Below are 12,962 nucleotides of genomic sequence, written 5' to 3'. Positions count from 1 at the left end.
CATCACTGCGTGACAGTCACACCGCAGTGATGCTATCGCAGGCAAGCCAGCTCCCACACACGCCAGCTCCCACATTTTTACAACCGTGCTCAGGCCTGGATCAGGCCTTTGATCTTCACGGTCGGGTTCACATCGGCTTCGTAGTCCACGCCGTCGATTTCAAAGCCGAACAAGCGCAGAAACTCTGCCTTGTAGCCGGCAAAATCGCTGATCTCGTTGACGTTGTCGTCGGTGACCTGATTCCACAGCGCCGCCACAGCGTCCTGGACTTTCGGTTGCAGCTCGGCCAGGTCGGCACGCAGGCGGCCATCGGCGTCGAGCTTCGGCTCGTTGCCGTACAGGCTGTCCTTGAACAGGCCATACACCTGCTCGATGCAACCTTCGTGGGTGCCCTGCTCTTTCATCACTTTGAACAGCAGCGACAGGTACAGCGGCATGATCGGGATCGCCGAGCTGGCCTGGGTGACCACGGCCTTGAGCACCGACACACGGGCGTCGCCCTTGAGGGCCGCGAGGTTGTCGCGCAGGGTCAGGACTTTTTTATCCAGGTCCTTCTTGGCTTCGCCGATGGAGCCGTTCCAGTAGATGTCCTGGGTCAGCTTTTCACCGAGGTAGGTGAACGCGGTGGTCTTGGCGCCTTCAGCCAGTACATCGGCGTCACGCAGGGCGTCGATCCACAGCTGCCAGTCTTCGCCGCCCATGACCTTCACGGTGCCGTCGATTTCTTCCTGGGTCGCAGGCTCAAGGGTGGTGTCGACCACCACGCCTTTGTCGGTGTTGATACCGCGCAGGGTCACGGCCTTGCCGATCGGCTTCAAGGTGGAGGTGTGCACCACGCCCTGCGGGTCGGTACGGCGTGGCGCGGCCAGGCTGTAGACCACCAGGTCGATCTTGCCGAGGTCTTTCTTGATGGTTTCGATGGTCAGGCGCTTGATCTCGTCAGAGAACGCGTCGCCGTTGATGCTCTTGGCGTACAGGCCTTTTTCGACCGCAAACTTCTCGAACGCCGCGCTGTTGTACCAGCCGGCGGAGCTCAGCTTGCCTTCTTCGCCTTCTTTCTCAAAAAACACGCCCAGGGTGTCGGCGCCGCAGCCAAACGCAGCACTGATGCGCGCGGCCAGGCCGTAACCGGTGGAAGCACCGAGTACCAGCACCTTCTTCGGGCCGCCTTCGATGGCGCCGTGTTGGGTCACGTAGTCGATCTGTTGCTTGACGTTCGCTTCACAGCCAACAGGGTGAGCGGTCACACAGATAAAGCCACGAACCCGCGGTTTGATGATCATAAAATTTGTGCCTCTTCCAAGGGGTCGACGGCCAGTGGTGGCCATTCAACTTCATTCGTACCGGTCTATGACGCCTGAAAAACCGAAGCGTCACGATAGTCGCAAATCTTGTGTTTACAAAATCCAATCGGCAAAACGCCCAAGAGGCCGCAGCCAAAGGTTAAAAACTGTGTCAGGCCTTCACAAATTCGCAATATTTAAAACGCCCGGCGCCGTGATAACCCACTATCATGGCGGGATTGTTTCGCTATGTTTCAGGTTCGGAGCCACGCTTCATGAGTAAAAGTGCTGTTCAAAAAAAACTGATCTCAGTCGCTTGGGTGCTCGGGGTACTGCTGTTTATTTACTGCTTCCCACTCACGACGTTGGTATTTCTGCTGCTGGTGGTGGTATGCGGCGTTTACGACTTCCTGCGTAACGGCCTGTATGACAGCGACACGATCAAGAAATACTTCATCGGCAGCGGCCGAAACACTTGGATATTGGCCCCGTTCAACACCCTGTTCGACCTGCTGAGCAGCCGCAACCGTCACGTCTACACAATGCGCGACCTGCCGCCGGCCTGGCGTGAAGACCTGCAACAGGTGATCGACGACGCCATGGCCAACAAGGACGAAATCATCAGTTACCTGGACGAGCGCATGGCCGAGAAAAAGCGCGGCATGTTGTTTTTCCAGTGGTACGGCCGCCCGATCGAAACCACCCTGGACATCCCGCAACTGCGCAAGAAGCTGCCGTTCGTGAAGACCATCGGCGTGTCCGTGTTCAACGAAAACCGCTCGACGTCCTTCCACTTCGGCCCGCTGCGCATGATGTTCCGCGTGCTCTACAACATGGCGCCGGCGCCGCACCACGATGGCGTGTACATCCAGGTGGGCAAGCACAAGCACTACTGGCACGATGACCCGCTGTTCATCTTCGATGACACGCTGATGCATGCCTCTTTCAACAAGAACGACGCAAAACGTTACTGCCTGTTCATTGACATTGTGCGTCCGACCCCGCTGCCGACGGTGCTCAACGCCGTGATCGCAGGCTTTGCCGGGCTGGTGTTTACCCTGCGTCGGGTTTTCTACAAAAACTGGAAGCTGATTCAGTAAGTTCTGCGGCATGATGGTGCCTGACGGTGTTTGCGCCCTGCCTGCGAGGCGGCCAGACTAACCGTCTCGTGCGACCGAAATCGGCGCTCACCATTTCAAGCCATCGCCGCCCCTGGCGGGTGCGGTGGCTATGCTTTCAAGGAATCAGAATGCCCCAACGTCAAGTCATCAATGCCTCCGTCAGCCCCAAGGGCAGCCTCGAAACCCTGTCCCAACGTGAAGTGCAGCAACTGAGTGAAGCCGGTACCGGCAGCATCTACACCCTGTTCCGCCAGTGCGCCCTGGCCATCCTCAACACTGGCGCGCACATCGACAACGCCAAGACCATCCTCGACGCCTATAAAGACTTTGAAGTGCGCATCCACCAGCAGGACCGTGGCGTGCGCCTGGAACTGCTGAATGCCCCCGCCGACGCCTTCGTCGACGGCGAAATGATCGCCAGCACCCGCGAAATGCTCTTCAGCGCCCTGCGCGACATCGTCTACACCGAGAACGAGCTGGACAGCCAGCGCATCGACCTGAGCAACTCCCAGGGCATCACCGACTACGTGTTCCACCTGCTGCGCAATGCCCGTACGTTGCGCCCGGGTGTCGAACCGAAAATCGTGGTGTGCTGGGGCGGGCACTCGATCAATACCGAAGAATACAAATACACCAAGAAAGTCGGCCACGAACTGGGCCTGCGCAGCCTCGACGTGTGCACCGGTTGCGGCCCCGGCGTGATGAAAGGTCCGATGAAAGGCGCGACCATTTCCCACGCCAAACAGCGCATCACCGGCGGCCGTTACCTGGGCCTGACCGAGCCGGGCATCATCGCCGCCGAAGCGCCGAACCCCATCGTCAACGAGCTGGTGATTCTGCCGGACATCGAAAAACGTCTGGAAGCCTTCGTGCGCGTCGGTCACGGCATCATCATCTTCCCGGGCGGCGCCGGCACCGCCGAAGAGTTCCTGTACCTGCTGGGCATCCTGATGCACCCGGACAACCATGACGTGCCGTTCCCGGTCATCCTCACCGGGCCGAAACACGCCGCGCCGTACCTGCAACAACTGCACGCGTTCGTCGGCGCTACCCTGGGCGAAGCGGCGCAGGCGCACTACCAGATCATCATCGACGACCCGGCTGAAGTCGCGCGCCAGATGACCGCAGGGCTCAAGGCCGTGAAGCAGTTCCGCCGCGAGCGCAACGACGCGTTCCACTTCAACTGGCTGCTGAAGATCGACGAAGGCTTCCAGCGCCCGTTCGACCCGACCCACGAAAACATGGCCAGCCTGCAACTGAGCCACACGCTGCCGGCGCACGAACTCGCGGCCAACCTGCGCCGCGCGTTCTCGGGGATCGTGGCGGGCAACGTCAAGGACAAAGGCATCCGCCTGATCGAACAGCACGGCCCGTACGAGATCCATGGCGACCCGGCCATCATGAAACCGCTGGATGAGTTGCTGCAGGCGTTTGTCGCCCAGCACCGCATGAAGTTGCCGGGCGGCGCGGCGTATGTGCCGTGTTATCGCGTGGTTCAGTAAGCGCCTAGCGCTGCACCGCCACACATTTGATTTCCACCAGCAAACCGGGATGCGCCAGTTCTGACACGCCAATAGTCGTCCAGGCGCAGTGCCCACGTGGGAACAGGCGGTTTTTCACCTCGCGAAAAACCGCCATGTGCTGCCCCATGTTCACGTGATACGTGGTCATGTCCACCACGTCTTCAAAGCTGCAACCGCCTTCCTCCAACACGTCCTGCAGGTTCTGCCAGGCGGCGATGAATTGCGCCTCCGGGTCTTCGATCACCGCCAGTGCCGCTGTGCGGCCAACCTGGCCTGCGCAGTAAAGCGTGTTGCCGACCTTGACCGCTGGCACGTAGCCGGCGCGCTCGACGATGGCGTGCATGGCAGGGGGAATGATGTGTTTACGCTCGGTCATATGCGGTATCTCTTTACAGTCGTTTTCAGGCGTGTCGACGGGATAAGTCGGGCTATCGTTTTACCTGTTCCGACTCACCCACACCAGAAGAGCGACCTATGGACCAACGGACCTTGTCCTCCACTATTCCTTACCCTAAGGTAAGGAATATCACGATGGAGATTTTTAATATGGCGACCGCCACACTGACTTCAAAAGGCCAAATCACTATTCCCGTACAGGTCAGGACTGCCCTGGGCCTGGAAACGGGCGACCGCGTTGAGTTTGTTGAAATGGAAGACGGTAAATTTTCGATCATCGCAGCCAGCAAAACCGTGCACGACCTCAAGGGCCTGATCCGCAAACCCGCCCAGGCCGTGTCCCTTGAGGACATGAACCGCGCCATCGCGGCTCAGGGAGCAAAAGCCGGATGATCGGCCTGGATACCAATGTGCTGGTGCGTTATGTCACCCAGGATGATCCCGTTCAATCGCCCAAGGCCTGCGAGCTGATTGAATCGCTCACCACCCTTTCGCCGGGCTTTGTCAGCCTGGTGTCGGTCGTGGAGCTGGTGTGGGTGCTACAACGTTGCTATCAATCGGCCAAGAGTGACGTGGTGGCCGTGCTGGAAACGCTGCTGCGCACCCGCGAGCTGATCGTCGAGCATGCCGAGATCATCTGGCAGGCCCTGCGGCGATTTTCAGCGCACAACGCAGATTTTGCCGACTGCCTGATAGAACGTTGTGCCCACTCGGCAGGCTGTAAATACACCGCCACGTTCGACCTCAACGCGGCCAAGGCGGCGGGGATGAAACAGCTGGCCTGAGCCCCGGCATTGCGACGACGTTCAGGCTTTGGTAAAAATCGCGTTCAACCTTGATCAAGAGACACACTCACGTGCGCATGCTTCTTCTCGCTACCTTGAGCATGGCGTCTGCCGTGGCCAACGCCGACACCATCGCCTGGCCCGACCTGCCACCAACCTGTTTCGTCAGCGGCCGCTCCGCCACCAGCACTGATGTGGACACGGGGTGTGCGGCGTTTCTGATCAACGTCAAGGGCAAGGCGGCGGGCACGCCGATCAAGCTGGACATTCCGCAATATGCATTGCATGTGGACGAAGCCACCGGCAAAGAGACGCCAGTGATCATCATCCAGGCGGAAGAGAACGGCGATGTTAAAGCCGTGGGCTATAAGGAGTTGGGAACCGATCAGCTCGGTGCCGCGCTGCTGCGGGAAGTGCGCTTGCTGGGGACTAAAAAACCTATATGAGCCATTCGCTCATAGCGACATGAGGCCAACGAAATCATGTACCCAAAAAAATCGGTTACTGAGCAGATTAAAATGTTTCGCGAAAACCAAGTGACCGATGTTGGCTTTTTTTGGTATCGCGACGCAGCTCAATACGCGCAGTTCCTTTTGATCTACGAAGATCGGGACACCCTGCATGACACGTACGCGCTGTGGCACAAACAGGCCATGAGGGGGATGAAGCAGTATGAGCGGCGCGGCTTTGTCACCCATAAGGTTTACACCACGCCTGAAGGGCTCACCGAGTGGTGCCGGGCAAATGGCTTGCCGCTGGACAAAACAAGCCGAAGCGCATTTGCCAATGAAAAACTCACGGAGGCCATGAAATCCCCGAAAAGCCTTAAGCACTCTATCGGGGCTGCGTCACGGCAGTGATTCATCGGCAAAGCGCTGCTTTACAACCAGTCAACGAACCCAGCCACCGCCCTGCCAGTGGTAACCGTCATTGCGTTGCACCCAGTGCGGATGCACATAACGATAGCCTTCGCGCACTTGCTCCCAATGGCCGTGCACCGCCACATAGCGCCCGCCTTGCCAGCGCCAGTACCCCCGCGACCACACATAGCCATAACGCGCTGCGGGCTCAACTTCGATCACCTGCACCGGCGGCGGTTGCGGCGCAACCACTTCAACGTACTCACGCTGAACCGGCCCGCGCTCATGCACCACGCGCTCTTGCACACACCCGGACGCCGCGACGACTACCGCCGCCATTGCCGCATAACGTAGCAACATACAAAACCCTCGGGCACCAACGCCCAATACGTGCACCAGTAAAAAAGCCCCCTTGTTACAGCCTCGCTCCTGCTCGGCCCTGGGTACTTTTTAACAGGTGATGTCTGTCGGTTTGCTGAACCTGCCGACCTCAGGAAGCACACGCGACGGTCGGTCGCTTGAGCCGGACCAGCAGCAGCCCGGCGATCACCACGGCGATACCGGCATAGGTTGACCCACGAATCACATCGCCAAACATCAGCGCCGCCCACACCAGGGTGACCGGCGGTTCCAGGTACACCAATGCCGCCACGTGGGTCGCGCTCATTACCCGCAATAGCATCCACAGGCTCAGGTAGGCGACGAAGGTGGAAAACACCGTCAGCCAGACAATAGCGATCAGCACGTTGGGCGCGCGGGGAATGCTCAGCGTATCGGTGTAAAGCACCGCGCCAGTAAAGCCGATCAAGGTCAACAGCGACTGGATAAACAGCGGCAATACCAGCCCCGCACCTTGATGTTGCACGCTGCGGCGTTCATACAAGGTCGCCAGCGTCAGCCCCAGCGCCGCCGCGAGTGGCAAGCAATACATGACCAGACCGACCCGCTGCCCACCGCTGCCGTACTGCCCGGCGATCACCACCGCCACGCCGACAAAACTGATCATCAACCCCGCCCACTGCCAGCCGCCACTGCGCTCCGTGGCGCTGCCGGTCGACAAGGCCGCCGTCATCAAAGGCTGCAGCGCCGCGATAATCGCCGCGATGCCGGGCGGCAAACCATTCTGGATCGCGACGTACAGGCAACTCAGGTACAGGAACTGCGACAGAAACCCGATGACGGCGTAGTGGCGAATCTGCGCCCAGGAAACCTTGAGCAACCTGACATTCAAGAACACTCCCAGGCACACCGAAACCAGCAGGAACCGCCAAAACAGCAGATTGAATGCCCCACCGCCTTGTGTGCCGAGCTTGGCGCCGATGTAGCCGGAGCTCCACGACAGCACAAACGCGACTTGCAGCAACAACAGCCCCAGGGTTGAGCGCTTCATGCAGCCTCCCGTCTTTGTAGGTTGACGCCCAGACTAAAAGCCGCACATGCTTCTGTATATTCGAATAATTAGCACCACTAATCCGCAAAAGTGGAACCATGGCCAAACACCTGAATATCGACCTGTTGCGCACCTTCCACGCGGTCGCGCGCTTCCAGCGCTTCAACGAGGCGGCCGAGCACGTGCACCGCAGCGCCTCCACCGTGACCACGCAGATTCAGAAGCTCGAAGACCAAGTGGGCCAGCGCCTGTTCATCCGCAGCAACCAGGGCGTGGAGCTGACGCCTTACGGCAAGAAACTGCTGGGCGAGACCACTGAATTTCTCAAGAGCCACGACCGCCTGCTCATCTCGCTGATGCCGCAGCGCATGCAGGGCAAAATTCGCCTGGGCGTGCCCGACACCTATGCCCCGTCCTTCATCGAGGCCTTTCTGCCCGGGTTGATCGCCGACAACCCGCTGTTGGAGCTGGAAGTCGAAGCCCGCACCAGTGGGGAATTGCTGAACCTGTTCATGGCAAACCAACTGGACCTGACAATCACCGTCAGCGCTCTCCCGCTGGCCCAGGGCGAACGCCTGGGCGCCGTGCAGCCACTGTGGGTGGCGGCCGAGACCTTCAGCTACCTGCCGAGCGCGCCGCTGCCCATCACTGTGCCCGTCGCCGGTTGCCCGTACCGCGCCGCCGCGTTGCAGGCGCTGAAGGACCACGGGGTTTACCATCGCCTGCTGCTCGAAAGCCCCAACTCATCCGCCGTTGAAGCCTGTGTGCGCAGTGGCGTGGCGGTCGGGCTGATGGAACAAAGCCGCATGGGCCAAGGGCTGAAGCACATGACCGAACTGCCACCACTGCCCGCGCAGCATCTGTACCTGCTGTGCGATACCGGCAATGCACTGGCCTTGCACCTGCATGAGCAAATCCGGCACTTCAGGGTCTGAACGCCGCGCACAAAAAAGCCCGCTGACCGTTACCGGTTCAGCGGGCTTTTTTTACATCCGGCTTGGCTTACAGCGCCAGGTCAGACGCTGGCTTGCTCGGCTCAGCCGCAGGCTTGGCAGCCTCGGTGGACTCGGCAGCCTTTGGAGCGGTCAACTGCGGAATCGCAGGCGGTGGCGTCAGTTGCAGCACGCCAGCGGTGTAGGCCCATTCCTTGGCAACAGCTTCAGGGCTGTCGTTCAGCTTGGTGCCGTAGCTCGGTACGATCTGGTGCAGCTTGGCTTGCCACTCAGGGGTCGCGACCTTGTCTTTGAAGATTTTCTGCAGCACGGTCAGCATGATCGGAGCTGCGGTGGACGCGCCTGGCGATGCACCCAACAGGCCTGCAATGCTGTTATCAGCCGAGCTGACCACTTCGGTGCCGAGTTTCAGCACGCCGCCCAATTCTTCGTCACGCTTGATGATCTGCACGCGCTGACCGGCTTGCCACAGGCGCCAGTCTTCTTTCTTGGCGTTCGGGAAGTACTCTTTCAGGGCGTTGTAGCGGTCGTCATCCGACAGCATCAGTTGGCCAGCAAGGTACTCGACCAGCGGGTACTCACGCACACCGACGCGGGTCATTGGCCAGATGTTGTGGGTGGTGGTGCTGGTCAGCAGGTCCAGGTACGAGCCTTCTTTCAGGAACTTGGTCGAGAAGGTCGCGAATGGGCCAAACAGAATCACACGCTTGCCATCCAGCACGCGGGTGTCCAGGTGCGGAACCGACATCGGTGGCGCGCCAACCGAGGCTTTACCGTAGGCCTTGGCCAGGTGCTGCTCGGCGATGGTTGGGTTATCGGTCACCAGGAACGAACCGCCCACCGGGAAGGCAGCGTAGTCCTTGGCTTCAGGAATGCCCGACTTTTGCAGCAGGTGCAGTGCACCGCCGCCCGCGCCGATGAACACGAACTTGGCGTCGGTTTCGGTCTTGGTGCCGTCTTTCAGGTTTTTGTAGCTCACACGCCACGAACCGTCGGCGTTACGGGTGATGTCCTGCACTTCGCTCGACAGTTTGAGGTCAAACTTCGGCGTGGTTTGCAGGTGAGCGACGAACTGGCGGGTGATCTCGCCGAAGTTCACGTCGGTGCCGATCGGGGTCCAGGTGGCCGCGATTTTCTGGTTCGGGTCACGCCCTTCCATCATCAGCGGAACCCACTTGGCGATCTGCGCCGGGTCTTCGGAGTACTGCATGCCGGCGAACAGCGGGCTCGCTTGCAGGGCTTCGTAGCGTTTTTTCAGGAACTTGATGTTGTCATCGCCCCACACGAAGCTCATGTGCGGCGTGGAGTTGATGAACGAACGCGGGTTCTTCAGCACGCCCTGCTGGACCTGCCAGGACCAGAACTGACGGGAGATCTGGAACGCTTCGTTGATCTCGACCGCTTTCGGGATCTCAACGTTGCCGTTCTTGTCTTCCGGGGTGTAGTTCAGCTCAGCCAACGCCGAGTGACCGGTACCGGCGTTGTTCCAGCCGTTGGAGCTTTCTTCGGCCACGCCATCAAGGCGCTCGACCATCTCCATCGACCAGTCCGGCTGCAGCTCGTTGAGCCAAACACCCAGGGTCGCACTCATGATGCCGCCGCCGATCAGCAGCACATCGACTTTCTTTGCCTCTTCCGCGTGAACGGACGTGATCCCCATCGACAAAGCCAGCCCCAGCAGGGCAGTGTTTACTTTCTTAAACATCAGTAGCACCTATGATAAAACGCCATCCGCCCCACCGCCCCGGATCATGGGCAACCCGCTATCACGCTGCGTCAGGCAACGCACCGCGGGGTTTGCACATTCACGTGAGGACCGCAGGGTGGGCACACAAGGCCGACGTATCGACCTCACTGTTTATGTCCCTTCTGCGCTGACTTTTTATCATTATTGGCTTCAGCTACCTGGGCAACAGCCAACCGCCGGGACGTATACGGGTGTACGCACCGGGGAAAGACTAGACCAAGACGGCGCGCAGAATATCACGGCAGACAGCCGATATGCGCTGTTTGGCCAATTGACAGCGCTAAAAGGGACTTTTCCGAGACAGTGTCAAGCCTGACAGACGCGACGTGGGGTCACAGGCCTGCGACTATCGGGTAAAGGCTGTCCTAGACACCTTCGCCGCCGTTTGCGTAGCATCGGCCGCTGTCCTTCGTGCAAACCTTCCACACAGAGTTACCCATGACTATCCAGCAAACACCCGGGCACGTATTGCCCGCGCGCAGCGCCGCCAAAATGGAAGCGGCCATGGCCGTGGGCGCCTTCGCGATCGGCACCGGCGAATTCGCGATCATGGGCCTGATGCCCGACATTGCGCAAAACCTGGGCTTAAGCGAACCTCAGGTCGGCCACGCCATCAGCGCCTACGCATTGGGCGTGATGGTCGGCGCGCCACTGCTCGCCATCCTCGGCGCCAAGCTGCTGCGCAAACACATGCTCTTGTTGCTGATGGGCCTGTACGCCTTGGGCAACCTCGCCACCGCCTTCACCCCGACCTTCGGCTCGCTGGTGGCCTTCCGCTTCATCAGCGGCCTGCCCCACGGCGCCTACTTCGGCATCGCCGCCGTCGTCGCCTCCAGCATGGTGCCCAATGACAAACGCGCTGGCGCCGTGGCCCGCGTGATGATGGGCCTCACCCTCGCCATGCTGCTCGGCAACCCCATCGCCACCTTCCTCGGCCAACACCTGGGCTGGCGCTCGGCGTTCGCGCTGGTCAGCGTGATTGCCCTGTGCACCATCGCCCTGGTCTGGCAATTCGTCCCCGACCGCCACGACGAACCGCGCAGCGACCCGCGCAAAGAACTGCGCGCCTTCACCAAACCGCAGGTGTGGATGGCGCTGTCGATCGGCGCGATTGGCTTTGCCGGCATGTTCTGCGTGTTCAGCTACCTCGCGCCGACCATGCTCGAAGTCACCAAAGTCTCGCCGCAGTGGATTCCCTTCGGCCTCGCCGCGTTTGGCGTCGGCGGCATCATCGGCAACATCGCCGGCGGCAAACTGTTCGACCGCCTGCAGTTTCGCGCCGTGGGCTGGATCATGGTGTGGTCGATGGCCGTGCTGATCTTCTTCACCTTCGCCGCGAGCTCGCTGTGGAGCGTGCTGCTGGGCATCGCCTTGGTCGGCACCATGATCGCCATGGCGGCGCCGCTTCAGATTCGCTTGATGGATATTGCCCACGAAGCGCCGAGCTTGGCAGCGGCGTCCAACCACGCGGCGTTCAACCTGGCGAACGCGCTGGGGCCGTGGTTTGGCGGTATGGCAATTACGGCGGGTTACGGCTGGACCAGCACCGGCTACATCGGCGCCGCCACAGCGCTCGTCGGCCTAGGCATCTACCTCATCGCCCGCCGCATGAAAGGCGGCCACTGACATTTCCCACACCACCACACCTCAATGTGGAAACTCTAATGTGGGAGCGGGTTTGCCCGCGATAGCGGTGGGTCAGTCAACCAACAAATGACTGCCCCACCACCCTATCAATCATCATGCAACAACCCCGACCCATACTCCCCATAACTACTCCCCAACCCACTCCCGCCAAAATTCATCTTGGCCGCCTTGCTCGGGCTATGGTCCCCAAACGCCTGACATCCCCCCGAAAAACACGGGTCACTGCTCCCGCCCGACGACCCCGTCGAACAAGCGCCCAACAGCAAGGTGCCGGCAATCAGCGCGACTTTAACCAGGTTCGAGATCATGTTTTCAGTTCCCTATGGGCTGGAGGTGCGGGGGGCCTCTCTTGAGTGGGAGCGTAGTCCTCAACGGTGCAGGGAATTATGAAACTTTGCGAAGTGACAGCAGGGGTTCAGGTTGCCGCCTTGTGGGTAAGGCGGCGGGGTTGGGGGTCAGGCGGTAGCTGGGCTGGCGGCGGGTGCGACTTGCTCTTGGGCTCGGCTGACGAGCAGCGCGCTTAGGTCGATGAGTTGTTGGATGCCGAGGATGATGGCGCGGTGCGGGTCTTCGAGGTCGAAGGCCAGGGTGGCGGCCATTTGGTTGGCGGAATCGAGCTGCTCGGCGGCGTTGGCTAGGAGGGTTTCGGTGTCGATGTTGGGGCTGACGGAGAATAAATTGCTGGGTGGTTGCTCTGCGGGATTTTGGTCGTCAGACGGCGGCAGGTAGTGATGGATAGCACGTTGAGCGGCAGCATGAAGCTTGGCGTCAGTGGGTTCAACGTTTGAGGCATGTGGCGGATTAGGTGTGACCTTGTACATGGCGAAGCTCCTTTAGAATTCCAGGAACTACCAAACTCACTTCCACATGAGGGTGGCAGCTGTACGCAGGTGTGGAAGACCAGGGCTAAAGGACCCGGCGCACCGAAGTGCCCCGCGCACAGCCGCCATAAGCAATCATACAGACGTAAAAAAACGGCGGTAGGTGTTTATGGGCGATTGAACGCCTTCAGCTTGGTCGGACTTCCACATCCGGCCGCTGGATTGTCAGCGGCTGGGGGAGGTTAGCTAGGGGAGGTCTGAGTGGCAAGCTGAGAAAAGTGTGGGAAACTTCCTAGAAAAACGAGGCCTGACCTAAAATTTTCCAGACTTTATTTATTGATATCACATTGATATCATTAGAGCCATGTACTCTCAATGGATTTGATGTATGTCTATCGACATGGAACCCAAAATAAAAAATAGCCCCCTACTAACC

General features: G+C 59.9%; 15 protein-coding genes. 8 read left to right on the top strand and 7 right to left on the bottom strand.

The window, feature by feature from the left end:
* Positions 1-89: 89 nt before the first annotated feature.
* Positions 90-1,283, bottom strand: coding sequence for an enoyl-ACP reductase FabV (fabV, locus tag WBB95_RS28645; RefSeq protein ID WP_424490643.1), 1,194 nt, complete (start codon positions 1,281-1,283; stop codon positions 90-92).
* Positions 1,284-1,558: 275 nt separating this feature from the next.
* On the opposite strand from fabV, the gene WBB95_RS28640 reads away from it, so the two are divergent.
* Complete coding sequence (locus WBB95_RS28640; RefSeq protein WP_424490642.1) at positions 1,559-2,383, top strand: aspartyl/asparaginyl beta-hydroxylase domain-containing protein; 825 nt, start codon at positions 1,559-1,561, stop codon at positions 2,381-2,383.
* A gap of 149 nt (positions 2,384-2,532) precedes the next feature.
* The gene (gene ppnN, locus WBB95_RS28635; RefSeq protein WP_424490641.1) at positions 2,533-3,906 is read left to right on the top strand and encodes a nucleotide 5'-monophosphate nucleosidase PpnN; all 1,374 of its coding nucleotides are present in this window, start codon (positions 2,533-2,535) and stop codon (positions 3,904-3,906) included.
* A 4-nt stretch (positions 3,907-3,910) separates the two neighbouring features.
* Here ppnN and WBB95_RS28630 read toward each other — a convergent pair whose 3' ends face one another.
* Entirely contained in the window at positions 3,911-4,303 is a 393-nt protein-coding gene (locus WBB95_RS28630) for a RidA family protein (RefSeq protein ID WP_424490640.1), read from the bottom strand.
* A 155-nt stretch (positions 4,304-4,458) separates the two neighbouring features.
* On the opposite strand from WBB95_RS28630, the gene WBB95_RS28625 reads away from it, so the two are divergent.
* The 4 genes from WBB95_RS28625 (at position 4,459) to WBB95_RS28610 (ending at position 5,968) form a co-directional block, all read left to right on the top strand.
* Positions 4,459-4,716: an AbrB/MazE/SpoVT family DNA-binding domain-containing protein gene (locus tag WBB95_RS28625; protein WP_424490645.1), complete on the top strand. Its 258-nt coding sequence runs from the start codon at positions 4,459-4,461 to the stop codon at positions 4,714-4,716.
* Positions 4,713-5,108, top strand: coding sequence for a PIN domain-containing protein (locus WBB95_RS28620; protein WP_424490639.1), 396 nt, complete (start codon positions 4,713-4,715; stop codon positions 5,106-5,108). Before WBB95_RS28625 ends, WBB95_RS28620 begins: the two co-directional genes overlap by 4 nt.
* A 101-nt stretch (positions 5,109-5,209) precedes the next feature.
* Positions 5,210-5,554, top strand: coding sequence for a hypothetical protein (locus tag WBB95_RS28615; RefSeq protein ID WP_424490644.1), 345 nt, complete (start codon positions 5,210-5,212; stop codon positions 5,552-5,554).
* Between the two features lie 36 nt (positions 5,555-5,590).
* Entirely contained in the window at positions 5,591-5,968 is a 378-nt protein-coding gene (locus tag WBB95_RS28610; RefSeq protein ID WP_424490638.1) for a hypothetical protein, read from the top strand.
* Positions 5,969-5,998: 30 nt separating this feature from the next.
* Here the strand turns inward: WBB95_RS28610 and WBB95_RS28605 are convergent, their stop codons facing one another.
* Both WBB95_RS28605 and WBB95_RS28600 read right to left on the bottom strand, forming a co-directional pair.
* The gene (locus tag WBB95_RS28605; protein ID WP_424490637.1) at positions 5,999-6,328 is read right to left on the bottom strand and encodes a YXWGXW repeat-containing protein; all 330 of its coding nucleotides are present in this window, start codon (positions 6,326-6,328) and stop codon (positions 5,999-6,001) included.
* Positions 6,329-6,458: 130 nt separating this feature from the next.
* On the bottom strand, positions 6,459-7,358 hold the full coding sequence (locus WBB95_RS28600) for a DMT family transporter (RefSeq protein WP_424490636.1): 900 nt from the start codon (positions 7,356-7,358) through the stop codon (positions 6,459-6,461).
* A gap of 98 nt (positions 7,359-7,456) precedes the next feature.
* Between WBB95_RS28600 and WBB95_RS28595 the strand changes: the two genes are divergently transcribed.
* A complete protein-coding gene (locus WBB95_RS28595; protein WP_424490635.1) occupies positions 7,457-8,293 on the top strand; it encodes a LysR family transcriptional regulator in 837 nt (278 codons plus the stop codon).
* Positions 8,294-8,360: 67 nt separating this feature from the next.
* Here WBB95_RS28595 and mqo read toward each other — a convergent pair whose 3' ends face one another.
* Entirely contained in the window at positions 8,361-10,016 is a 1,656-nt protein-coding gene (gene mqo / locus WBB95_RS28590) for a malate dehydrogenase (quinone) (protein WP_424490634.1), read from the bottom strand.
* A 480-nt stretch (positions 10,017-10,496) separates the two neighbouring features.
* Here mqo and WBB95_RS28585 point away from each other — a divergent pair, with 480 nt between their 5' ends.
* Positions 10,497-11,684 (top strand): MFS transporter, encoded by a 1,188-nt coding sequence (locus tag WBB95_RS28585; RefSeq protein ID WP_424490633.1) that lies wholly within the window; start codon positions 10,497-10,499, stop codon positions 11,682-11,684.
* Between the two features lie 107 nt (positions 11,685-11,791).
* On the opposite strand, the gene WBB95_RS28580 is transcribed toward WBB95_RS28585, so the two are convergent.
* Positions 11,792-12,013 carry a hypothetical protein gene (locus tag WBB95_RS28580; RefSeq protein ID WP_242168943.1) on the bottom strand — a complete coding sequence of 74 codons (222 nt, stop codon included), beginning with the start codon at positions 12,011-12,013 and terminating at the stop codon, positions 11,792-11,794.
* 147 nt (positions 12,014-12,160) lie between these two features.
* Entirely contained in the window at positions 12,161-12,526 is a 366-nt protein-coding gene (locus WBB95_RS28575; RefSeq protein ID WP_424490632.1) for a DUF6124 family protein, read from the bottom strand.
* Between the last annotated feature and the right edge of the window lie 436 nt (positions 12,527-12,962).

It is taken from the genome of Pseudomonas sp., from assembly GCF_049645325.1.
Classification (GTDB): Bacteria; Pseudomonadota; Gammaproteobacteria; order Pseudomonadales; family Pseudomonadaceae; genus Aquipseudomonas.
The sequence above is the reverse complement of the archived record's forward strand: the minus strand, read 5'-3'. Positions and strand labels throughout refer to the sequence as shown.

What these genes read in the sequence shown, in the direction of transcription:
- fabV (WP_424490643.1), bottom strand. Translation starts at nt 1,283, where the DNA reads ATGATCATCAAACCGCGGGTTCGTGGCTTTATCTGTGTGACCGCTCAC.
- WBB95_RS28640 (WP_424490642.1), top strand. Translation starts at nt 1,559, where the DNA reads ATGAGTAAAAGTGCTGTTCAAAAAAAACTGATCTCAGTCGCTTGGGTG.
- ppnN (WP_424490641.1), top strand. Translation starts at nt 2,533, where the DNA reads ATGCCCCAACGTCAAGTCATCAATGCCTCCGTCAGCCCCAAGGGCAGC.
- WBB95_RS28630 (WP_424490640.1), bottom strand. Translation starts at nt 4,303, where the DNA reads ATGACCGAGCGTAAACACATCATTCCCCCTGCCATGCACGCCATCGTC.
- WBB95_RS28625 (WP_424490645.1), top strand. Translation starts at nt 4,459, where the DNA reads ATGGAGATTTTTAATATGGCGACCGCCACACTGACTTCAAAAGGCCAA.
- WBB95_RS28620 (WP_424490639.1), top strand. Translation starts at nt 4,713, where the DNA reads ATGATCGGCCTGGATACCAATGTGCTGGTGCGTTATGTCACCCAGGAT.
- WBB95_RS28615 (WP_424490644.1), top strand. Translation starts at nt 5,210, where the DNA reads ATGGCGTCTGCCGTGGCCAACGCCGACACCATCGCCTGGCCCGACCTG.
- WBB95_RS28610 (WP_424490638.1), top strand. Translation starts at nt 5,591, where the DNA reads ATGTACCCAAAAAAATCGGTTACTGAGCAGATTAAAATGTTTCGCGAA.
- WBB95_RS28605 (WP_424490637.1), bottom strand. Translation starts at nt 6,328, where the DNA reads ATGTTGCTACGTTATGCGGCAATGGCGGCGGTAGTCGTCGCGGCGTCC.
- WBB95_RS28600 (WP_424490636.1), bottom strand. Translation starts at nt 7,358, where the DNA reads ATGAAGCGCTCAACCCTGGGGCTGTTGTTGCTGCAAGTCGCGTTTGTG.
- WBB95_RS28595 (WP_424490635.1), top strand. Translation starts at nt 7,457, where the DNA reads ATGGCCAAACACCTGAATATCGACCTGTTGCGCACCTTCCACGCGGTC.
- mqo (WP_424490634.1), bottom strand. Translation starts at nt 10,016, where the DNA reads ATGTTTAAGAAAGTAAACACTGCCCTGCTGGGGCTGGCTTTGTCGATG.
- WBB95_RS28585 (WP_424490633.1), top strand. Translation starts at nt 10,497, where the DNA reads ATGACTATCCAGCAAACACCCGGGCACGTATTGCCCGCGCGCAGCGCC.
- WBB95_RS28580 (WP_242168943.1), bottom strand. Translation starts at nt 12,013, where the DNA reads ATGATCTCGAACCTGGTTAAAGTCGCGCTGATTGCCGGCACCTTGCTG.
- WBB95_RS28575 (WP_424490632.1), bottom strand. Translation starts at nt 12,526, where the DNA reads ATGTACAAGGTCACACCTAATCCGCCACATGCCTCAAACGTTGAACCC.